This window comes from Paraburkholderia flagellata (assembly GCF_021390645.1).
In the GTDB taxonomy this organism is placed as follows: domain Bacteria; phylum Pseudomonadota; class Gammaproteobacteria; order Burkholderiales; family Burkholderiaceae; genus Paraburkholderia; species Paraburkholderia flagellata.
Map to the genome: position 1 here is coordinate 1,714,333 of NZ_JAJEJT010000001.1, position 22,152 is coordinate 1,736,484.

Genomic DNA, 22,152 nt, shown 5'->3' on the forward strand with positions numbered 1-22,152 from the left:
TGCGGCGCCAGGTTGAATACGCCGCGTGTCGAGGCATGGCGCGACGCTACATCGAGCGCCGGTCGAGCATGGCCCGCGCGATGGTGCCAGCGTCGACGTATTCCAGTTCGCCGCCCACCGGCACGCCGCGCGCGAGGCGCGTGACGGCAAGTCCGCGCGCCTTGAGCGTCTGGCCGAGATAATGGGCCGTCGCCTCGCCCTCGTTCGTGAAATTGGTTGCGAGCACCACTTCCTTGACGACGCCGTCCGAGGCGCGCTTCACAAGGCGGTCGAAATGGATCTCTTTCGGACCGATGCCATCAAGCGGACTCAGATGCCCCATCAGCACAAAATACAAACCGCGATACGTCATGGTTTGTTCGAGCATGATCTGGTCGGCGGGCGTTTCGACCACGCACAAAAGCGTCGGGTCACGATCCTCGTCGAGGCATGTTTCGCAGACCTGAGCTTCGGTGAAGGTATTGCACTTCTCGCAATGCTTCAGATTCCCGGTCGCGAACAGGAGCGCGTTGCCGAGCTTTTCAGCGCCGTCGCGGTCGTGCTGCATCAGGTGATACGCCATGCGTTGCGCCGACTTCGGCCCGACACCGGGCAACACGCGCAGCGCCTCGACGAGAGCGGCGAGAGCGGAAGGTTGTTTCATGCGGATTCAGCGCGAGATGCGCGACGGAGTTTGACGCGAATGTTGCTTCTTGCGACGACTTGCTGCCTGGTGCTTTTGACGCCTCGACGCCAGCGCCTACGCGGCCGTACCGGCCACCTCAAGGCAAGCGGGACACGCGTGCGCCGGCCTGCCGAAAGCAGACGCGGCGCTCGCAACGTTCCTTAGAACGGCATCTTGAAGCCCGGCGGCAGCGGCAGACCGGCGGTCATGCCGCCCATCTTTTCCTGCGACGTGGCTTCGGCCTTGCGCACCGCGTCGTTGAACGCCGCAGCCACGAGGTCTTCGAGCATGTCCTTGTCGTCTGCGAGCAGGCTCGGATCGATCGACACGCGGCGCACGTCGTTGCGGCAGGTCATCGTGACCTTGACGAGACCGGCGCCAGCCTGACCTTCGACTTCGATCTGGGCAAGCTGCTCCTGCATCTTCTTCATGTTTTCCTGCATCTGCTGGGCTTGCTTCATGAGCCCTGCGAGTTGGCCTTTCAACATAGTCACTGCTCCTTCTGGATCGTAGTCGTTCGAATCGATGCGCTCAAAAGCGCGCGACGCTTTTCGCGCCACGCGGCGCAAATCAGTGGGCGGCCTGACTGCCGCCCGATGCGGCTTCCGGCGCGACCGGCCGGATCGAGCCCGGCACGATGCTCGCGCCGAAGTCGCGAATCAGTTGCTGCACGAAGGGGTCGGCGCCGATCTCGCGCTCGGCTTCGCGTTGACGCTCGGCGCGCTCTGCTGCGTCGAGCGCGGCCGCCGTACGGCGTGCAGGGCCGACTTCCACGCTCACTTCGACGGTCTTGCCCAGACGCTCGGCGAGCGCCGTCTTGAGCTTCGCGACCTGCGAGGCTTCGGCGTACTGCGGCACCGGCACGCTCAGTTTGAGCAGCGTGCCTTCGAGCGCCGTCAGTTCGCTGTTGAAGGCGAGCTGGTACGAAATGCCCTTGAGCGAAAGCGTCGCGGCAAGCGCGGGCCAGTCGCCTGTGAAGCCGATCGGATCAAGCGGGATGCCCGGCGGCAGCTTGCTCACATCGACCACGGCCGGCGACGGCGTCGGCGCCAAAGCGGCGGCGCGCGGCGCGGACGGCTCGCTGTCGTAGGCAGGCACGAATCCGTCGTCGAGCGGCGCAAAATACGCGTCGTCGGCGCCGAGCGGCACATAGTCGTCGGGCGGAATATCGGCCCACGGCGGCGCGCCCGCACCATCTTGCTGCGTGTTTGCGTTGCGCGCAGGCTGGCGCGCCTGGGCTTCCTGCGCAGCGGCGGCACGGCGCGCCGGATCGGGCGTCGGCACCTTCACTTCCATGCGCGGCGCAGCCTTCGGCGCAGGCGCCGGGGCTGCCGGGCCGGCAGCGGCAGCGGGACCGCGGCCTGTGGCAACACGCATGCCCTTGCTGCGCAGCACGTCGAGCGCAGCGCTTGGGCCACCGCGCGCGGAAGCCGCAGCGGCAGGTTCTTCTTCACGCGCTTCGGCTTGCGGCGCGGGCACAGCGGCCGCACTTTGAACGGTTTGCACCTCATCTGCAGGAGCGGGCTCAACCGCGGCGGCAGCCGCACCCTGCGGCGTTGTGCTCACGCTTGACGCAAACTCGCCCTCGTCTTCCCAGGGAGGCACGACGCGCGCTTCGGCCGCGGGCTTGGCGAGCGTCGCACGTGCAGACGCTTGCGGCTCGACGACGGGCGTCTTCGCCGCAGCGGCTTCTACCGCCGGGGACATACTCGCCATGTTTTCGGCACGCGGCGGCACCGGAACTGCAGGCATAGGCGCGACCGGCTGCGCAGCGGCTGGCTCCGCGCTCCGCGCCGATGCCGCGACTGGAGCCGCCGCGCGGGCGGGCGTGCCCGCCACGGCGGGTTTCGAAGCCGGCGCGCTGCCCACGCTGCCCGCGCCCACGGAAGGCTCGAACGCGAGCATGCGCAGGAGCGTCATCGTGAAGCCCGCGTATTCGTCGGGCGCGAGACCGAGCTCGCTGCGGCCGAGGGTCGCGATCTGATAGAAAAGCTGGACCTGCTCAGGGCTCAACGCTTCGGCAAAACGGCGGATATCGTCGGCTTCGGGCCACTCGTCGAGCACCGACGAAGGCGCGAATTGCGCCCAGCCGATGCGGTGGAACAGACTCGCAAGATCCTGCAGCGCCGTGGAGAACGACAGGCTGCGCAGCGCCATTTCGTCGGCGATGGCGAGCACGTTCGCGCCGTCGCCAGCCACGAGCGCGTCGATCAGGCGAATGAGATAGCTTTGATCGAGCGCGCCGAGCATGCCGCGCACCGCATCTTCGGTGACCTGGTTGGCCGAATAAGCGATAGCCTGGTCGGTGAGCGAAAGCGCGTCGCGCATGGAGCCGTCGGCCGCGCGCGCGAGCAGACGCAGCGCCTGTGGCTCGAACTCGACCTTCTCCTCACCGAGAATGTGCGTGAGATGCTCGACGATGTTGCCCGCCGGCATCTGCTTCAAATTGAACTGCAGGCAGCGCGACAGCACCGTGACCGGAATCTTCTGCGGATCGGTGGTCGCGAGGATGAACTTCACGTGCGCAGGCGGCTCTTCCAGCGTCTTCAACATCGCGTTGAAGGCGTGGTTCGTGAGCATGTGCACTTCGTCGATCATGTAGACCTTGAAGCGCGCGTCGACCGGGGCATAGACCGCACGCTCGAGCAGCGCGGCCATTTCGTCCACGCCGCGATTGCTCGCCGCATCCATCTCGACGTAATCGACAAAGCGCCCTTCGTCAATTTCCCGGCACGCGCGGCACACGCCGCAGGGCTTCGACGTCACGCCGGTCTCACAGTTGAGCGCCTTGGCGAAGATACGCGACAGCGTCGTCTTGCCCACGCCACGCGTGCCCGTGAAGAGATACGCGTGATGCAGGCGGCCGCCGTCGAGTGCATGCGTGAGCGCGCGCACAACGTGCTCCTGTCCGACGAGCGAAGCGAAATCCTTCGGTCGCCACTTGCGTGCGAGAACTTGATAGGTCATCCGGAAATTGTATCAGCAACGCCCGCGCGTCCAGATGAATCGAAAGGCGGCCAATGCTGACTCCGCGGGCGCCGCGCGATGACGCGAGCGAACGATTGCGGACGACGAAAAACGCGGCGACGAAGGCTTGAAAACACGACGAACGAAAAACTGCGTCGCGCTCGATTGCGCGGCGTGAATGTCGTATCTGGGGAAAAACTGGAAGAAAAAAGAGGATGGTGACGAGCCTGACCCTCGGCACTGGCGGAAAACGGCTGTGGCTGCTTCGTTCCCGACCTGACCAGGTTGACCGCCCCTCCATGCGAGGAGGCCCGTCACGGCGCATTCTAACATCGCTCGCGCAGCAATGCGACTGCTGCAGTGCGAAAAAACGCGCCGAGCCGCTCCAGACATGCTTGCACGCCGTGGGAGCCCCTCTTGCAACGGCCCGGACCGCCTCCAGATAGCGTGCAGGAGCACGAGGTGTCGCACGGAAAGGCCCCCGCGAAAATGTTCGCGCAGCTGCCGGAATGTCCCGCCGAATGTGGCCTGGAGGACGGAAACCCTGCTTGCGGCATGAGTACTATCACCGTCGGCAACGCATAGGGATTTAGGCTACACTGGCGTCGGCAATTGGCTGGGCCACGGGGTTTTCGTGCGAATAGCGTGTGATTCGGACGTGTGACTCGGGTTCGGTCTGGCTGCTCTTGCGGCCCCGGATGAATTTTCAGTGTTGGTGTATCGTGGCGAGCAATTTACTCGACCTCGAATCGAAAGAGGTATTCATACAATGAGCGAACAAATCAAGCATATCAGCGACGCATCGTTCGAACAGGACGTCGTGAAATCCGACAAGCCCGTGCTGCTGGACTTCTGGGCCGAGTGGTGTGGCCCGTGCAAGATGATCGCGCCGATTCTCGATGAAGTCGCGAAAGATTATGGCGACCGCCTCCAGATCGCGAAGATCAACGTCGACGAGCACCAGTCGACGCCGGTGAAGTTCGGCGTGCGCGGCATCCCCACACTGATCCTCTTCAAGAACGGCGCCGTGGCGGCGCAGAAGGTCGGCGCGCTCTCGAAGTCGCAGCTCACCGCGTTCCTGGACAGCCACCTGTAACTTCCTCGCTGGCCGCCCCTGCCGGCCCGGGCGCATCGCCCGGCCAGCAAGGAAACGAGCCACGCAAAGGTGCGTGTTGTCACGCGACAACACGCACCATAAAAACACGTTAAAACTTGCTGTCGGTCTTCACTGACGGTTTCTGGCGTGTGCTATGCTAGAATTCATAAAGCGTCTACCGGCGCCCTTATAAAGCTTCAAGCAAAGTTTCACGCAAAAGTCCTTGAGCGGTTCCGCTCGCTTCTTTTCCCCCATTCTTTTCGTCGCATCCTCCCCGACGGGTTCTCCGTATGCATCTTTCCGAGCTCAAGTCTCTGCACGTGTCCGAATTGATCGAGATGGCCAATGGCCTCGAGATCGAAAATGCGAACCGCCTGCGCAAGCAGGAACTCATGTTCGCGATTCTCAAAAAGCGCGCCAAGACGGGCGAAACGATCTTCGGTGACGGCACGCTCGAAGTGCTCCCCGACGGCTTCGGCTTCCTGCGCTCGCCGGAAACCTCGTATCTCGCCAGCACGGACGATATCTATATCAGCCCGTCGCAGATCCGCCGCTTCAACCTGCACACCGGCGACACGATCGAAGGTGAAGTGCGCACGCCGAAGGACGGCGAACGCTACTTCGCGCTCGTGAAGGTGGACAAGGTCAACGGCCAGCCGCCGGAGGCCTCGAAGCACAAGATCATGTTCGAGAATCTCACGCCGCTGCACCCGAACAAGGTGCTGCTGCTCGAGCGTGAGATGCGTGGCGAAGAAAACGTCACGGGCCGCATCATCGACATGATCGCGCCCATCGGCAAGGGTCAGCGCGGCCTGCTGGTCGCCTCGCCCAAGTCCGGCAAGACCGTGATGCTTCAGCACATCGCGCACGCCATCAAGCAGAACCACCCCGACGTGGTCCTGTTCGTGCTGCTGATCGACGAGCGTCCGGAAGAAGTGACCGAAATGCAGCGCTCGGTGGCGGGCGAAGTGATCGCCTCGACCTTCGACGAACCGGCTGCGCGTCACGTCCAGGTCGCCGAAATGGTGATCGAAAAGGCCAAGCGCCTCGTCGAAATGAAGCACGACGTCGTGATTCTGCTCGACTCGATCACGCGTCTCGCGCGCGCCTACAACACCGTTGTGCCCGCATCGGGCAAGGTGCTCACGGGCGGTGTGGACGCCAACGCGCTCCAGCGCCCGAAGCGCTTCTTCGGCGCGGCACGTAACATCGAAGAAGGCGGCTCGCTCACCATCATCGGCACGGCGCTGATCGAAACCGGCAGCCGCATGGACGACGTGATCTACGAAGAGTTCAAGGGCACCGGCAACATGGAAGTGCACCTCGAGCGCCGTCTCGCGGAAAAGCGCGTCTATCCGTCGATCAACCTGAACAAGTCGGGTACGCGCCGCGAAGAACTGCTGATCAAGCCGGACATCCTCCAGAAGATCTGGGTGCTGCGCAAGTTCATCCACGACATGGACGAAGTCGAAGCGATGGAATTCCTGCTCGACAAGATTCGCCAGACGAAGAACAACTCAGAGTTCTTCGACATGATGCGCCGCGGCGGCTAAGACCCTCGCCCGCTTGACTCAACGCAAAACGCCCGCGAATTCGCGGGCGTTTTTCTTTTGCGGCACCCCATCGTGCCACGTCACAACCTGTACGTGAACGTTCACGTTGAACTATAATGCGCGGCATGTCTTGATCGCCCCAAGGCGAAAAAAGAGTTCCCCATGCCCAAGGATTCCCCCGCGCTGCTCACGGTGCGCGACGCCGCCGAGCGGCTCAACGTCACGCCGCGCACGCTCAAATATTACGAGGAGCGCGGGCTCGTCAGCCCTTCGCGCAGCGAAGGCCGCTACCGGCTCTACGACGAGCACGACCTCGAGCAGTTCTCGCGCATCCTGCGATTGCGCGCGCTCGGTTTCTCGCTGCACGGCATCACCGAAATGCTCAAGCGGCCGCTCGAACAGGCCGGCGAATGCCGCCGGCGCTATTCGCAGGAGTCGCTCCAGCAGATCGCCGACGCGCTTGCGCAGCAGATCGATACGCTGGACACGCGCATTGCGGCAGTGCGCCGCGAGTTAAAGGAAGCGCAGACGGTGCGCGCGGAACTCGCCGACGACCTCGACTACCTGCAGCGGCGCCTGGCGGGCGAGCCGTCCGATCAACTGATCGAGCAACGCCTCGCCGCCACGCGGCGCCGCAAAGCGGCCGCGAGCGGCAAGGGCGGCAAAGCGGCAGAGCCTTCGGGCAAGGCACGCGACGACAACGAATCGGCATGAGCACGGCCCAGCCCCGCGAGCCGATCTTCAGCGCGGCGCGCCTGCGCGGCGACTTTTTCCCGTGGGTGCTCGCCCTCGCGACCGGTCTCGACTACTACGACAACGCGATCTTCTCGTTCTTCACGAGCTATATTGCGGGCGGCATCAACGCTTCGCCGGACGAGCTCGTCTGGTCGTCGAGCGCCTATGCCGTGTGCGCCGTTCTAGGCATCCTGCAGCAGCAATGGTGGGTGGAACGCATGGGCTACCGGCGCTACGTGGGCAGTTGCCTGCTGCTCTATTCCGCCGGCGCGATCGCAGCGGCACTGTGCGAATCGTCGATCGAACTCGCCTTCGCGCGCGGATTTCAGGGCTATTTCATCGGCCCGATGATGGGCACCTGCCGCATCCTCATCCAGATCAGCTTCACGCCGCAGCAACGCCCGGTCGCGACGCGCGCATTCCTCATTCTCATCGTGCTCTCCAGCGCGCTCGCGCCGCTCGTGGGCGGCCAATTGGTCGCGCATTTCGACTGGCGCGCCCTGTTCGCCTTTTCCGCGCCCGCGGGCGTGCTCTATGCCGTGCTAGCCCTGCTCGCGCTGCCCGATACGGGTCACCTGCTGCCCGAGGAACGCGGCGAAGCGCACTTTTGGCCATACATCATCTTCGCGTTTGCGCAGGGCGCGCTGCAAATCGCCATGCAGCAGGTGCGCTTCGAACTTTTCAGCGCGTCGCCGGAAATCATCCTGCTCACACTCGTCGGCATCACCGCGCTCGCCTGGTTCGGCTGGCACCAGTGGCATCATCCGAAGCCGCTCATGCGCCTGCACGCGCTGCGAGAGAAACCGTTCCAGGTGGGCCTGCTGCTCTACATGGCCTATTACTACCTGAGCACTGCGCTCAGCTACCTCGTCTCTCGGCTGCTCGAAGGCGGATTCAACTACCCCGTCGAAAACGCCGGCCGCCTTACCGGCGTCACGTCGCTCATCTCGGCCGGCGCGCTCTTTTTCTATTTCCGGTACGCGAAGCTCATCACGCACAAGAAGTGGATCATCGTGCCCGGCTTCGTGCTCTCGGCGCTCATCTCGTTCTGGATGACGCGGCTCACGCCGCAAGCGAGCGAGGCCTGGCTCATCCCGCCGCTGCTGCTGCGCGGGCTCCTGCTGCTCTTCATCGTGCTGCCCGTCGCGAATCTCACGTTCCGAATCTTCGCGATCGAAGAATTCACGCACGGTTACCGCTTGAAAAACATCGTCCGGCAGTTGACGATATCGTTCGCAACCGCCACGGTTATCATCGTCGAGCAGCACCGGCTCGCGCTGCACCAGGCGCGGCTCGCCGAATTCGTGAATCCGTTCAACCCGGCGTTTCAGAACGCCTATGCCGCGCTAACGCATTCGTTCGAGCTCATGGGACGGTCCGCGAGCGAAGCGCACGGACTCGCGCTCGTGCAGGTGAGCCGCATGGTCGCGCAGCAGGCGAGCTTTCTGAGTTCGCTCGACGGGTTTTACTTCCTGATCGGCGTGGCGGTGTGCGGCGCAATCTTTGCCGCGTGGCAAAAGCAGATCGACTGAACGACACTCAGACGCACGGGAAAACACACCCAGCGATGCTTTCGAAACTCTCTCACTGGTTCGGCGCGCGCCGCCGCGAAAAAGCGCTGCGCACCTACGCGATCGACGACGCGCTTTGGCAGGCGACGCTCGCCGGCCTGCCTTTCCTCAAGCACCTCGACGCCGCCGACCTCGTACGCCTGCGCGAGCTGACGAGCCTCTTCATCGCGCAAAAAGAGTTTTCGACAGCGCACGATCTCGAACTGACCGACCCGATGACCGTGGCGATCGCCGCGCAAGCGTCGCTGCCTGTGCTCAATCTCTCGCTCGACCTCTACAAGGGCTGGGTGGGCGTCGTCGTCTATCCGGGCGAATTCGTGATCCGCAAAACGGTGGAGGACGAGGATGGGGTAGTCCACGAGGTCGAGCACGACGCGAGCGGCGAAGCCTGGGAAGGCGGCCCCGTGATCCTCTCGTGGGAAGACGCGCAGATGACCGATGGCAGCGACGCGTACAACGTCGTGATCCACGAGTTCGCACACAAGATCGACATGCTCAACGGAGAGGCCGACGGTCATCCGCCCCTCTTTCGGCGCTGGCATGCACCGCTTGACGCGCAGGCGTGGGCCGACGTGTTCGACAACGCCTATGATCAGTTCTGCGACAAGGTGGATGCCGTGCCGGAGCGCCGCTGGGCGCGCTTCGAGCGCGACTCGCTGATCGATCCCTATGCTGCCGACCATCCGTCGGAGTTCTTTGCGGTGTGCAGCGAGGCCCTTTTCGTCAAGCCGAAGGCATTCGAGGCGGAATATCCCGAGCTTTACCGGCTCCTGGCGCGCTATTACCGGCAGGACCCGGCACGCGTGAGCGCACTGGCCGCCCCGCTTGCCTGAAACCTGTCGCGCAAGGCCCTCAAAAATTCGCCAACCGGCTGATTTTCTGGCATAATCGCCGTTTTTCGACCCTTGGGTAAGTGGCTCGCGCGAGCAAGGTCGGCAACATGGTGTTGCAGGCACGCGGGTTGGCTACCGCCAGATTTAAGGAATAACCATGAAAGAAGGCATTCACCCGGATTACCGCGAAGTCCTGTTCATCGACGTTTCGAACGACTTCAAGTTCGTGACCCGCTCGACCATCCAGACGCGCGAAACCGCCGAGTTCAACGGCAAGACCTACCCGCTCGCCAAGATCGAAGTGTCGTCGGAATCGCATCCGTTCTACACGGGCACGCAAAAGATCATGGACACGGCAGGCCGTGTCGAGAAGTTCAACAAGAAGTTCGGCGCACGCGCCTCGGGCAAGGCCGGCAAGTAAGCACCTCGCCGCACCGGCTTCGCGCCGGTCCCGCATTGAACGTGCACAAAAAGGGCAGCATACGCTGCCCTTTTTTATTGCCTGCGCCACTGTTGCGCTGTCGGGGCAGCCTGGCGATTGCGACTTACTGCCCCTTTCCAGATGTTTCTTTGGATTAACACGCGGCTAACGCCGTGACGCGCGATCGCCGGCCCGGCTAGAATGCCGGATTGCTCCACGGTGGACGGCCGGGTGTACCGTCTGCTGCGCATGCCCGCTTGCCCCCCGCGTGCGAGCCAGCCGCTCGAGCACGCCCGGTTTATCCGTCTCCCTTCGTACTGCATGAAGCCAGCCATTCGACTGACCGCCTCCGCCACCAGCGCCCTGCCGCGCTGGCTGCTGCTGACCATCTGTATCGTCTTCGCGGCGTTCGGCCTCTTTGGCCGCGACCCGTGGAAGAACGAGGACGCGGCGGGCTTCGGCGTGATGTGGACGATGGCGGGCGGCACCTCACACGACTGGCTGCTGCCCAACCTCGTCGGCAAGTACGTGACCGAGAACGGTCCGCTCGGCTACTGGCTGGGTGCCGCCTGCATTCGCCTGTTCGCACCATGGGTCGACGCCAGCAACGCCTCGCGCATCGCCACGGGCGTGCTGTTCTGTCTCGCGTGCGCGTTCGTCTGGTACAGCGCGTATCTGCTCGGCCGGCGCCCCGAAGTGCAGCCGTTCAAGTACGCATTCGGCGGCGAGCCCGAGCCGCGTGACTATGGCCGCACGCTCGGTGACGGCGCCCTGCTCGTTCTGCTGGGGTGCTTCGGTCTCGCCGAGCGCGGTCACGAAACCACGCCGCAACTCATGCAGTTCGTGGGCATCGCGATGGTCGTGTACGGCATCGTGCGCGCCATCGACAAGCCGGTTCAGGGCGCTCTCTGGTGGGGCCTCGCGCTCGGCATCGTGATGCTGTCGAGCGGCCCGGTGCTCGTGGGCGCGCTCCTCATCGGCACGCTTGCCATGCTCGCCATCGCCCCCGAAACGCGCTCGCGCTGGCTGCTCGTGGCCGGGCTGCCTGTCGCGCTCGTGGTCTCCGCCTCATGGCCGCTGCTGGCGCTGCACCTCTACCCCGACGACGCCGTCTGGTTCCTTAACCAGTGGGCGCACACCAACGTCAACGCCTTCGCGGGCCCGCCGGGCTACGTGCTGCGCTACGCCGCGAAGAACCTGCCGCTCTTCACGTGGCCCGCCTGGCCGCTCGCGATCTGGGCCTTCGTTAGCTGGGCCGGACTGCGCCGCAAGCCGCACATCGCGATTCCGCTGTCGGTGATCGTGCCGCTCCTCATCCTCGTGATCGTGCAGAGCCACGAATCGAACCGGCTCTTCATGCTCGTGCTGCCCGCGCTTTCGGTGCTCGCGACCTTCGCGCTGCCCACGCTCAAGCGCGGCGCGATCAACGCGATCGACTGGTTCGCGGTGCTGAGCTTCACGATTCTCAGCACCTTCGTGTGGCTCGTGTGGCTCGCGGGCATGACCGGCTTCCCCGCGCCGCTCGCGCGTAATCTCGCGCGCCTCGCGCCCGGCTTCGTGCCGCAGTTCAAGATCCTCTCGTTCGTGTGCGCGGTGGCCGTCACCGTCTGCTGGATGGCGCTCGTGCAGTGGCGCGTGGCGCGCCATCCGAAGGTGCTGTGGCGCAGCGTCGTGCTATCGAGCGGCGGCACCACGCTCATGTGGGTGCTGCTCATGACGCTCTGGCTGCCAGTCGTCAACTACAGCCGGACCTACAAGGACGTCGCCGAACAGATCGCCGCGCACCTGCCCGCCGACTATCAGTGCATCTCGCCGGTGCGCCTCGGCGACGCGCAGATCGCCACCTTCGCTTACTTCGGCAACATGCACTTCGCGTTCAACGAGGACTGCGATGTGATCCTGCGCCAGGACACGCAGGACTACGGCGAGCCGAGTTCGATGCCGGACTACGTCTGGAAGCTCGTGTGGGAAGGCCGCCGCGCAGCCGACCGCGACGAGCGCTTCCGCCTGTATGTGCGCATCGACCGTCCGACGCCGCCGCTCAAGAAGCATGTCTGGCGCAAGCGTCCGGACTGAGGTCACAGTGACGACGACCTTCGTCGGCGACGTCCGGCGCATCGCCGCGCTGGCGTGGCCGGTGCTGGTCGGCCAGCTCGCGATCATCGCGTTCGGCGTGATCGACACCGCGATGGTCGGGCGATACTCGGCGCTCGACCTCGCAGCGCTCGGCCTGGGGTCGTCGATCTACGTCTCGGTCTACATCGCCCTCACGGGCATTCTCAGCGCGCTGCAGCCCGTTGCGGCGCAGCTCTATGGCGCGCGCAAGGACACGGAGATCGGCCTCGAGGTGCGCCAGGCGTTCTGGCTCGCAGTCGTGCTGATGGTGATCGGCTTCGCGATCCTCTACTTTCCCGGCCCTCTGCTCGACCTCGCGCGCGCGCCCGAGGCGCTGCGCGAGCGCACGGTCGGCTATCTGCGGCTGCTTTCGTTCGGACTGCCCGCCGCGCTGGCCTTTCGCATCTACAGCTCACTCGCCAATGCCGTGGGGCGTCCGCGCCTCGTCATGTTCCTGCAAGTCGGCGCGCTCGTGCTGAAGGTGCCGCTCAACACGTGGCTCATCTTCGGCGGCCTGGGCGTGCCGGCGCTCGGTGGCCCCGGCTGTGCGCTCGCGAGCACGTCGATCAACTGGGCGCTCGCGCTGTGCGCGGCCTTCGCACTCACGCGCGTCGACGTATTCGCGCCGTTCGAAATCTTCAAGCACTTCTGCTGGCCCGAGTGGAAGCGCCAGGCCGAACTGCTCAAGCTCGGCATTCCGATGGGGCTTTCGTATCTCATCGAAGTGACGTCGTACACGTTCATGGCGATCTTCATCGCGCGCATGGGCACGACCACGCTCGCCGGACATCAGATCGCCGGCAACATCGGCGCGGTGCTCTATATGACGCCGCTTTCGATCGGCGTGGCGACCTCGACGCTCGTCGCCCAGGCGCTGGGCGGCAATCGCCCCGCCGAGGCGCGTACGCTCGCGCGGCACGGCGTGGCGACAGCTGTGGCGATTGCCTGCTGCTACGGCGCGATCGTGTTCGTGCTGCGCCCGCTCATCATCGGCGGCTACACGCCGGACCCCGCCGTGGCGATCGCGGCGATGCCGCTCGTTGCCATCGTCACCTGCTATCACGTGTTCGACGCGCTGCAAATCACCACGGCCTTCGCGTTGCGTGCCTACAAGGTTGCGGTCGTGCCGACCATCATCTATGCGATCGCGCTCTGGGGCGTGGGGCTTGGCGGCGGCTACGCGCTGGGCTTTGACGTGACCGGCACGATGCCCGCCTGGGCGACGGGCGCGCGCGGGTTTTGGCTCGCCAACATGGCTAGCCTGTTGATCGCCGGCGCTGGACTCCTGTTTTATCTCTCGCGGGTGAGCACGCGATTTTTACGTGAGGGCGCATAGCCAGTCGCCGCGAGATGCGCTCGGCGGTTAGTTGCAAACGCAGCTCACCCCGCCTCTGCCTGCCGCGCCGCCTCCACTGTTTGCGCCGCATGGTACGAGGAACGGACCAGCGGCCCGGCCACGACCTCGCTAAATCCCATCGCCAGGCCCGCCGAGCGCAACCCGGAAAATTCTTCGGGATGCATGTAACGCTTCACCGGCAAATGAAACTTCGACGGCGCGAGATACTGCCCGATCGTCAGCACCTCAACGCGATGCTCGCGTAAATCGCGCATGGTCGCGAGCAACTCATCGTCAGTTTCGCCCAGCCCCACCATCAGCCCCGACTTCGTGACTAGCGCACCGTTCGCCGCTTTGGCGCTCGCCAGCAGATCGAGCGAGCCGCGATAGTCCGCACCCGGCCGCGCCGCGCGATAAAGCGAGGGCACGGTCTCGATGTTGTGATTGAACACGTCAGGCCACGCGAGCGAAAGCGCCTCTAGAGCGCGCGCGATCCGACCACGAAAATCGGGCGTCAGCACCTCGACGCCGATCCCCGGAACACGCTCGCGCACCTGGGCGATACAGCGCGCGAAGTGCGCTGCACCGCCGTCGCGCAAGTCGTCACGATCGACCGACGTGATGACGACATGACGCAATCCCAGCGCCGCGACCGCCGCCGCCAGGTGCACGGGTTCTTCCTCGTCGAGCGGCTCGGGCCGCCCGTGTGCGACGTCGCAGAACGGGCAGCGCCGCGTGCAAAGCCCGCCCATGATCATGAACGTCGCGGTGCGCTGCGCAAAGCATTCGCCGATGTTCGGGCACATCGCTTCTTCGCACACCGAATGAAGCCGGTGTTCGCGCAACACGGCCGCCACGCCCGCCACGGTCTCGCTCATGAGCGGCCGTGCGCGCAGCCAGGGCGGCTTCGGCAAGACCGCGTCGCGGCCGGTGGGCACGATCTTCACCGGAATCCGCGCAAGCTTCTCGCGACTGCGTAGCCCCTCCTGACCAAGCGCCGTGCTCGATACAGGGGACGTCCGGGACGTGGCGGCCTCCATGCTCAAGCTCCTTCGTCGAAAAAGGCCTTCAGCAGGCGATTCACCTCCTGCGCGGCCTCCATCTGCACCATGTGCCCCTTACCCGCGATCACCTCCACGCGCACCTGCGACGGCAACCCCTGCGCATGGCGCGCCGGAATGATCTGGTCGGCCTCGCCCCAGATCACGAGCGCGCGCGGCGCGAGCGAAGCGACACGCTCGCGAAACACGCGCCGCTGCACGCCGCCCTCGAACGCCTGCCCTGCGATCTTGCCGAGCGCGGCCTGCACGCCTTCGAGCCGCTTGTACTTCACGAGGTCTTCGACGAGCTGACGTGTGACCAACGCGGGATCGGCGAACAGCTTCGTCACATGCGGTTTGAGCGCATTGCGGTTCGCCGCCGCGACGAAGCCCTCGATATACGCGCCATCGATCTCGCTACCGAGGCCCGCACTCGAAATCAGCGACAGTGAGGCCACGCGCCCGGGTGCCTGGTCAGCCACCGCCATCGCGACCGCACCGCCCAGCGAGTGGCCGACGAGATGCGCCCGGTCGATCTTCTGCGCGTCGAGGAATGCGATCACGCTCTGCGCAAGCTCGTCGAGGCTGCCGCTCTCGAGCGCCTTACCCGACTCGCCGTGCCCCGGCAGATCGAGCGCCCATACGGTGCGCTCCGTCGCAAGATCCGTGTGATTGAAGAGCCAGTTGTTGAGATCGCCGCCGAAGCCGTGGATCAGCACGACAGGCACGCCCTCGCCTTCGCCCTGCTTCAGGTAGCGCACGGTCCTGCCGCCGATTTGCGACTTTTCCGGCTGCGGCCCCGCGTCGGCGTCGCCCTCTTTTGCGGGGACGAAGTCGCGCTGGAATTCGGCCACTGCGGCGTCTATATCCGCGTCAACCGCTTCGGCATCGGCTACCACGCCCAGCAGCGCGCCCACGGGCAGCGTGTCGCCCTCCTGCGCGATCTGCCGCCGCAACACGCCCTCGAACGCGCACTCCACGCCCGACGCGATCTTGTCGGACTCCACGTCGAGCAATTCATCGCCCTTGGTGACCTTGTCGCCGGGCGATTTGAGCCAGCCGTTCACCTGGCCCTGCTCCATCGACAGCCCCCATTTGGGCATCGTGATCATGTGAATCGGCATGACTTCAGCTCCTTGCTGCGCGCGCGGCTTCGGCGATCTTGTCTGCCGAGGGGATGTAGAGATCTTCCAGCGACGCCGCGAACGGCACCGGCGTATGCGGCGCGGTCACCATGCCGACCGGGGCCTTCAGATCCTTGAACGCTTTTTGACCGACGAGCGCGGCAATGTCGGTTGCGATCGAGCAGCGCGGGTTCGCTTCGTCTACGACCACGACGCGGCCCGTACGGCGCGCGCTTTCGAGTATTGTTTCTTCGTCGAGCGGCGACGTGGTGCGCAGGTCGATCACGTCCGCTTCGATGCCGTCTTTCGCGAGCTTCTGCGCGGCGTCGAGCGCGTAGTGCACCATGCGCCCATACGTGACGATCGTGATGTCGTCGCCATCGCGCACGATGTTGGCCTCACCGAACGGGATCGAATAGGATTCCTCTGGAACTTCGCCTTCCATGGTGTAAAGCAATTTGTGTTCGCAGAAAATCACGGGGTCGTTGTCTCGAATCGCTTCGATCATGAGGCCCTTGGCGTCATAAGGCGTCGCCGGACACACGACTTTCAGGCCTGGAATATGTGTGAAAAGCGAGGTGAGCATCTGCGAGTGCTGCGCGGCCGCGCGCAACCCCGCGCCATACATGGTGCGGATCACGACCGGCGTGACCGCCTTGCCGCCGAACATGTAGCGGAACTTCGCGGCCTGGTTGAAGATCTGGTCGAAGCACACGCCCATGAAGTCGATGAACATCAGTTCCGCTACCGGCCGCATGCCGCACGCCGCCGCGCCCACGGCCGTACCGATGAAGCCGCCTTCCGAGAGCGGCGTATCGAGCACGCGCCCCGGGAACTTGCCGTAAAGGCCCTTCGTCACGCCGAGCACGCCGCCCCACGCGTCCTGCTCCCCTGGCGCGCCCGCGCCGCCCGCGTTGTCCTCGCCCATGACGATCACGCTCTCGTCGCGGCCCATTTCCTGGGCCAGCGCTTCGTTGATGGCCTGCGAATAGGTGATTTTCCGTGCCATTTTCGTCTCCTTGATCTGGAATCCTGATGACCTGAGCGCACAGCACTCAGGGATACGACACGTACACGTCGGTGAGCAGCGCTTCGGCAGGCGGCAACGGCGCGGCCTTGGCCTGTGCGACCGCATCGTCGATCAGTTGCTTCACTTCGGCGTCCACCTTGCGCAGATCGTCGCTGCTGGCGAGTTCGGCGCGCACGACGCGCTCCTCGAAACGCTTGAGACAGTCCTTTTCCTCACGCAGCTTCTGCACTTCGCCAGGTGCGCGATAGGTTTGCGCGTCGCCTTCGAAATGACCGAAATAGCGCGAGAGTTTCATCTCCACGAGCGTCGGGCCGCCGCCGTTGCGCGCTCGCGCAATGGCTTCGCCCAATGCCTCGTGCACGGCGAAGAAGTCAAAACCGTCGACGATCACGCCCGGCATGCCGAAGCCGTTCGCGCGGTCGGCAATATTGTCGGCCGCGACCGACCACGTCGACGACGTCGCTTCGGCATAGCCGTTGTTTTCGGCGACGAAGATCACCGGCAGGCGCCACACGGAGGCGAGATTCATCGACTCGAAGATCACGCCCTGGTTCGACGCGCCATCACCGAAGAAGCACACGCCCACGCCGCCCGTCTTCTTCTGCTTCGCGGCGAGCGCCGCGCCGCACGTGAGCGGACCACCCGCGCCCACGATGCCGTTCGCGCCCAGCATGCCCTTCGACAGATCGGCGATGTGCATCGAGCCGCCCTTGCCGCGGCACGAGCCCGTGTGCCGACCATAGATCTCGGCCATCATCTCGTGCACGTCCACGCCCTTGGCGATGCAGTGGCCGTGGCCCCGGTGCGTGGTGGCGACGTAATCGTTGTCGTTCAAGTGGCTCATCGTGCCGACCGCGGACGCCTCCTCGCCCGCGTACAGGTGCACGAAGCCTGGAATTTCGCCGGTCGCGAATTCGACGTGCAGCCGTTCCTCAAATTCGCGGATCGTGCGCATCGAGCGATACGCGGTGAGCAACTGCTCCTTGTTCAACTGAAGTGACATGGTTGTCTCCTGGATGTACGACGCTGTGCCGCTCTGGATTAGCCTGCTGCGGGAAATGCCACTGCTTCTAGTGAAAAGTGAAACCGCCGTCGACGTTCACCGACTGGCCCGTGACGTTGTCCATGGTCGCGAAGAACAGGGCGAGCCTCCCCATGTCCTCCGGCGTTTGCGCGCGGCCTTGCGGGATCAGCGTGAGCTGATGGCGCTGCCAGGACTCTTCGACGCTCTCGCCTTCGGTCTTCCATTCGTCGGAGAGCCGGTCCCACATATAGGTGCGCACGATGCCGGGGCAAATCGCATTCACGGTGATGCCTTCACGCGCGACCTCCTTGGCGAGCGCATTGGTGAAGCCGACGACTGCGAATTTCGAAGCGCTGTAGTGCGCGAGATTCGGAAAACCTTCCTTGCCTGCGATCGATGCGACGTTGATGACCCGCCCACGTTTTTGCATACGGAAATGCGGCAACACAGCTTTGCAGCCGAGAAACACGCCCTTTGCATTGACGCCCATGACGAAGTCCCAGTCCCGCTCCGTTAATTCGGATACCGGACTAATCGAGATCACGCCGGCGCAGTTCACGAGAATATCGAGGCCACCGAGTTCGGAGATCGCCTGCGAAACCATCCCTTCGAGCTGGGCCGCCTGGGTGACGTCGACCTTGGCGAATGCCGCACGTCTGCCGAGTGCGCGGATCTCATCGGTCGTCGCGGCAAGGGGCTCTTCGAGCAGATCCGCGAGCAGCACGTCCGCGCCGGCCTGCGCGAGCGTGAGCGCAATGCCACGGCCGATACCGCGCGCGCCGCCAGTCACGATCGCGACCTGGCCTTTCAACGGTGTGTCCATGCCGATGTCTCCTTCTTTCGGTTACGAGTGATTAAATGGAAGTCCGGTCGCTACACACGCGCAGCGGCCTCACGCAACAACTGATGCGACGCCGCGTAACGCAGCGTGCGCGCGACATCGACGGTCAGCGGACCGTGCCAGTCGAGCGTCACTTCATAGCGGTCGCCGCGCGCCGGTTCGATTTCGCGCTCGCCGTCGAACGCGAGCGTGCCGTGACCCGCTTCGAGCGGCAGTGCCACACCCACTTCGAGGCGCTGGCAGGTGCGCATCGTCAGACGCTCGACGCGGCCCGGCGCGATCGGCGCGAGCAACGGCACACCCGCGCCGCTGCCCTCGGCGCTGCCTGGCTGAGCGAAAGTCATATGCAGGCCGTGCGCCGCATCGCGCCCGACCGGCGCCCATGCCCCGCCAATCGACGAGAGGCCGATGCCGTCGGACGGCGCAAAGGTCAGGAAAAGTGATTCGATATCCGAACTTTCTGAAATTGCGCGCGCGCCGATGAATTGCTGACGCGCCACGCAAATGTCGACGAGCGCGATTTCCTCACGCCCGCGCGAGGGCCCTTCCACGCAGCGCGCGACGAGCCGCTTGTTACGCGAGAGCGCCGACTCCGCGGGCACCGCGCCGGTCGCGACAAGCGCGCCTGCGAGGCCCGCGACGGTGGCCTCGCGCAGTTCGGGAAAGGCGTTGTTGGTGCCGGTTGACAGCGCGAGCAGCGGCGTCTCGCCGCAATGCGCAGCGACGGCGCGATGGGTGCCGTCGCCGCCCAGCACCGCGATCAGCGCGACTTCCTCACGCACCATGTGTTCGACGCCCGCGTGTGTATCGGCGACGCTTTCGCTCACTGGCAAATCGACGAACACGACCTCGGGCCAAGGCTCGTGCGCGGCAATGGCCGCGTGCGTCTCGATCGCGCGCAGTAGCAGCGCGGCCACGCCCGTGTTGTCGCGCAGCGTGAGCACCCGCGCGACGCCGAGCGCGCCCAGGCCCGCGAGCAGGCGCACGACCATATTCGCCTTCTCGGCCGTGGGAAAGACAGATGCATGCGAAGTGAGACGGCGGATGTCGCGGCCCGATGCCGGGTTCGCGATCACGCCTACGGTCACGGGCGTCGTCACGGGTCTTGTCTCCTGATGGCGTCGCACTGTGAACTGCTGGGCGCCGCTCTTGCCCGCAGACTCTGCAAGCGCCATGCCAATGACGCCGGCGACGCGATGTACCCGCTTAGAAGGCCGAGCGACGGGGCTCTGCGGCAATTGCATGCCGTGGCGCCAGCGCCGCTTGCGTCGCGCGCAGCGTCTCAGCCGCCGTCTCACGCGCGCAACGCGCCGGGCGCACGACCGGCCGCCAGCGGCGAAGAAAACGCGCACAGGCCCGCGTGGCCTGCCTGAGCCGCGTCTGGGCGGCCCAGCGTCGCGCGCCGAAATGCGGGACACCACCCGCTGAGACGATCGTCTCAGCGGTCTCGCATGCTGCGCTGCGGTGTGATCGCGCGCAAAGGATGTGCTACAAAAGACTCCCGCCGAACGCTTTCCGGTCCGACGTAACCCGACGTTACCCCGACGCTCACCGCGAGCCATCGTCTGGAACCGCTCATGCCCTACGCCCTTGCGTCTACCCGGCACGCCGAGCGCGTGCGTGGCGCCGTAGAAGGCCGGCTGCCTGCGCCGTCCGATTCGCCGCGTCTCGTCTCGTCGTGGCAGCGCTCGTTCGAGCGCTATCAGCTGGACCCCGGCTCCGTGATCGGTCCGCGCGTGCTGAGCGCCGCCGAGTTGCGCGAGATCCGCGATCGCGAGGAGTCCTTCCTGCGCGCCTCCGGCCAATGTCTCACCCGCCTGCACGATATGGTGCGCGAAGCCGATTACTGCGTGATGCTGACCGACGCGCACGGCGTGACCATCGACTATCGCCTCGACCGCGAGCGCCGCAACGACTTCAAGCACGCGGGGCTCTATATCGGCTCGTGCTGGTCGGAGAGCGAGGAAGGCACCTGCGGCATCGCGAACGTGCTCACCGATCTCGCGCCCATCACCGTGCACAAGACCGATCATTTCCGCGCCGCGTTCACCACGCTCACCTGCAGCGCCGCGCCGATTTTCGCGCCGGGCGGCGAGCTGATCGGCGTGCTCGACGCTTCGGCCGTGCAGTCGCCCGACAATCGCGAGAGCCAGCGCATCGTCAACCAGCTCGTGCGCCAGAGCGCCACGCTCATCGAAGACGGCTATTTCCTGCATCGGCTCGCGTCGTGCTGGATACTTTTCGGCCACCAGAATCGCAACTACGTCGAAGCGCAGCCCGAACTACTGATTGCCTTCGACGAAAACGGTAACGTGGTCGCCGCGAACCGGCGCGCGCGCGAATACATGCCCTGCCTCGACGGCCCGCGTCATATCGACGAGATTTTCGATTCGTCGCACGTGCAGTTGCGCGACATCGGGCGCATCGAAACCATCGCGGCGCTGCGCCTGCGCGCGAATGGCTCGATGCTGTATGCGCGCATTCGCGCGCCGCTTGGGGCGAGCGGTTACGGCGGACACAGCGCACGTAGCGGCCACAGCGGCGGCGCCAGCGCGGCGCATGGCGCGATGCCGCTGCGGCGCGATGCCGGCGACACGCACGAATACGATCGCAGCGCGCTCGGGCCCTTCTTGCGGAGCGCCGACGCGCGTGTGGCAGAGAACGCGCGCATCGCGCAACGCGTAGCGGGCAAGCGTCTGCCGATCCTGCTGCTCGGCGAAACGGGCGCCGGCAAGGAAGTGTTCGCACGCGCGATTCACGACGCCAGCGCGCGACGCAATCGGCCATTCATCGCGGTGAACTGCGGGGCGCTGCCCGAGTCGCTGATCGAGAGCGAACTGTTCGGCTATGCGCCGGGCGCATTCACGGGCGCGCGCCGCCATGGTGCCCGCGGCAAGATCGCGATGGCCGACGGTGGCACGCTCTTTCTGGACGAAATCGGCGACATGCCGCTCGCGCTGCAAACACGCCTTTTACGCGTGCTCGCCGAGGGCGAAGTCCTGCCGCTAGGCAGCGAAACAGCGGTGCGCGTCGATATCGACGTAGTGTGCGCAACGCACCGGGACCTCGCACACATGGCGAGTGCCGGGACATTCCGCGACGATCTCTACTACCGGCTGAGCGGTGCCGTGCTCACGCTGCCGCCGCTGCGCGAGCGGCGCGACATTGCCTTGATCATTGACACGGTATTCGCGGAAGAAGCGCAGGCCGCAGGCCGCCCGCTCGCGCTCGACGCCACGCTCGCGGTGCGGCTCGCCGCGTTCGCGTGGCCGGGGAATCTGCGGCAGTTGCGCAATGCGATGCGCTACGCATGCGCCGTATGTGACACGGTGCTGGTAGAAGCGCGGCACCTGAGCGCCGACCTCTCGGCGAGCCTGCCGGAACTTGCACCTGCCGCCGCGCCCCGCGCCCAGGCCGGCACGTTGGCGGCATCGCCGCTCTGCGACGAAGATGAGCGCGCACGCATCGTTGCGGCGCTCACGGCGCACCGCTGGCGTCCGAACGCCGCCGCGCAGGCGCTAGGCATCTCGCGCGCGACGCTGTATCGGCGCATGGCGAAGCTCAGCATCGTCGGGCCCCATCGCGCTTGAACCGGATTGCGCCGACTGCCCGGCGTTTCGCGTCGCCGAAATGCACAGAAGTATTAAATATTGTGCGGCGCGATTTACTTGCCACACATCGACCGGTATAAATCGAGCGCTCACGATCCACGGATACGCCATCTAGCCTATTCTTGTACCGCAGCCCCTCCGCTGGATGCGTCGTCCGTTCCCGGCTAACTGAAATGCCCTCAATGGAGTGA

Annotated in this window: 18 protein-coding genes and 1 other RNA gene; 9 read left to right on the forward strand and 10 right to left on the reverse strand. The window is 65.1% G+C overall.

What is annotated here, in order from left to right:
* Nucleotides 1-46: 46 nt before the first annotated feature.
* From recR to ffs, 4 genes are all read right to left on the reverse strand, one after another.
* Nucleotides 47-643 carry a recombination mediator RecR gene (gene recR / locus L0U83_RS07515; protein WP_233881628.1) on the reverse strand — a complete coding sequence of 199 codons (597 nt, stop codon included), beginning with the start codon at nucleotides 641-643 and terminating at the stop codon, nucleotides 47-49.
* 182 nt (nucleotides 644-825) lie between these two features.
* Nucleotides 826-1,152: a YbaB/EbfC family nucleoid-associated protein gene (locus L0U83_RS07520; RefSeq protein ID WP_028204938.1), complete on the reverse strand. Its 327-nt coding sequence runs from the start codon at nucleotides 1,150-1,152 to the stop codon at nucleotides 826-828.
* Nucleotides 1,153-1,234: 82 nt separating this feature from the next.
* Nucleotides 1,235-3,631: a DNA polymerase III subunit gamma/tau gene (locus L0U83_RS07525; protein WP_233881629.1), complete on the reverse strand. Its 2,397-nt coding sequence runs from the start codon at nucleotides 3,629-3,631 to the stop codon at nucleotides 1,235-1,237.
* 217 nt (nucleotides 3,632-3,848) lie between these two features.
* An RNA gene (ffs, locus tag L0U83_RS07530) (signal recognition particle sRNA small type) lies at nucleotides 3,849-3,947 on the reverse strand.
* A gap of 453 nt (nucleotides 3,948-4,400) precedes the next feature.
* On the opposite strand from ffs, the gene trxA reads away from it, so the two are divergent.
* The 8 genes from trxA to L0U83_RS07570 all read left to right on the forward strand — a co-directional run bounded on the left by trxA (nucleotide 4,401) and on the right by L0U83_RS07570 (nucleotide 13,291).
* The gene (trxA, locus tag L0U83_RS07535; RefSeq protein ID WP_027797264.1) at nucleotides 4,401-4,727 is read left to right on the forward strand and encodes a thioredoxin TrxA; all 327 of its coding nucleotides are present in this window, start codon (nucleotides 4,401-4,403) and stop codon (nucleotides 4,725-4,727) included.
* A gap of 290 nt (nucleotides 4,728-5,017) precedes the next feature.
* On the forward strand, nucleotides 5,018-6,280 hold the full coding sequence (gene rho, locus L0U83_RS07540; RefSeq protein WP_027818379.1) for a transcription termination factor Rho: 1,263 nt from the start codon (nucleotides 5,018-5,020) through the stop codon (nucleotides 6,278-6,280).
* A 162-nt stretch (nucleotides 6,281-6,442) separates the two neighbouring features.
* On the forward strand, nucleotides 6,443-6,994 hold the full coding sequence (locus tag L0U83_RS07545) for a MerR family transcriptional regulator (protein WP_233881630.1): 552 nt from the start codon (nucleotides 6,443-6,445) through the stop codon (nucleotides 6,992-6,994).
* Nucleotides 6,991-8,547, forward strand: coding sequence for an MFS transporter (locus L0U83_RS07550; protein ID WP_233881631.1), 1,557 nt, complete (start codon nucleotides 6,991-6,993; stop codon nucleotides 8,545-8,547). The genes L0U83_RS07545 and L0U83_RS07550 overlap by 4 nt, the downstream gene beginning before the upstream one ends.
* Before the next feature lie 35 nt (nucleotides 8,548-8,582).
* Complete coding sequence (locus L0U83_RS07555) at nucleotides 8,583-9,419, forward strand: M90 family metallopeptidase (protein WP_233881632.1); 837 nt, start codon at nucleotides 8,583-8,585, stop codon at nucleotides 9,417-9,419.
* Nucleotides 9,420-9,576: 157 nt separating this feature from the next.
* Entirely contained in the window at nucleotides 9,577-9,840 is a 264-nt protein-coding gene (locus L0U83_RS07560; protein ID WP_069267507.1) for a type B 50S ribosomal protein L31, read from the forward strand.
* A 321-nt stretch (nucleotides 9,841-10,161) separates the two neighbouring features.
* Nucleotides 10,162-11,916, forward strand: coding sequence for an ArnT family glycosyltransferase (locus L0U83_RS07565; protein WP_233883776.1), 1,755 nt, complete (start codon nucleotides 10,162-10,164; stop codon nucleotides 11,914-11,916).
* A 7-nt stretch (nucleotides 11,917-11,923) separates the two neighbouring features.
* Nucleotides 11,924-13,291 (forward strand): MATE family efflux transporter, encoded by a 1,368-nt coding sequence (locus tag L0U83_RS07570; RefSeq protein ID WP_233881633.1) that lies wholly within the window; start codon nucleotides 11,924-11,926, stop codon nucleotides 13,289-13,291.
* Nucleotides 13,292-13,335: 44 nt separating this feature from the next.
* Here the strand turns inward: L0U83_RS07570 and lipA are convergent, their stop codons facing one another.
* The 6 genes from lipA to L0U83_RS07600 form a co-directional block, all read right to left on the reverse strand.
* The gene (gene lipA, locus L0U83_RS07575; RefSeq protein ID WP_233881634.1) at nucleotides 13,336-14,331 is read right to left on the reverse strand and encodes a lipoyl synthase; all 996 of its coding nucleotides are present in this window, start codon (nucleotides 14,329-14,331) and stop codon (nucleotides 13,336-13,338) included.
* A 2-nt stretch (nucleotides 14,332-14,333) separates the two neighbouring features.
* Nucleotides 14,334-15,455, reverse strand: coding sequence for an acetoin dehydrogenase dihydrolipoyllysine-residue acetyltransferase subunit (locus L0U83_RS07580; protein WP_233881635.1), 1,122 nt, complete (start codon nucleotides 15,453-15,455; stop codon nucleotides 14,334-14,336).
* Between the two features lie 4 nt (nucleotides 15,456-15,459).
* Complete coding sequence (locus tag L0U83_RS07585) at nucleotides 15,460-16,464, reverse strand: alpha-ketoacid dehydrogenase subunit beta (RefSeq protein WP_233881636.1); 1,005 nt, start codon at nucleotides 16,462-16,464, stop codon at nucleotides 15,460-15,462.
* A gap of 46 nt (nucleotides 16,465-16,510) precedes the next feature.
* Complete coding sequence (locus tag L0U83_RS07590) at nucleotides 16,511-17,488, reverse strand: thiamine pyrophosphate-dependent dehydrogenase E1 component subunit alpha (protein ID WP_233881637.1); 978 nt, start codon at nucleotides 17,486-17,488, stop codon at nucleotides 16,511-16,513.
* Between the two features lie 67 nt (nucleotides 17,489-17,555).
* Nucleotides 17,556-18,332, reverse strand: a complete 777-nt coding sequence (locus L0U83_RS07595; RefSeq protein WP_233881638.1) for an SDR family NAD(P)-dependent oxidoreductase — start codon at nucleotides 18,330-18,332, stop codon at nucleotides 17,556-17,558.
* Nucleotides 18,333-18,382: 50 nt separating this feature from the next.
* Nucleotides 18,383-19,450, reverse strand: a complete 1,068-nt coding sequence (locus L0U83_RS07600) for an ATP-NAD kinase family protein (protein ID WP_233881639.1) — start codon at nucleotides 19,448-19,450, stop codon at nucleotides 18,383-18,385.
* Nucleotides 19,451-19,927: 477 nt separating this feature from the next.
* Between L0U83_RS07600 and L0U83_RS07605 the strand changes: the two genes are divergently transcribed.
* Entirely contained in the window at nucleotides 19,928-21,940 is a 2,013-nt protein-coding gene (locus tag L0U83_RS07605; RefSeq protein WP_233881640.1) for a sigma-54-dependent Fis family transcriptional regulator, read from the forward strand.
* Nucleotides 21,941-22,152 lie beyond the last annotated feature (212 nt).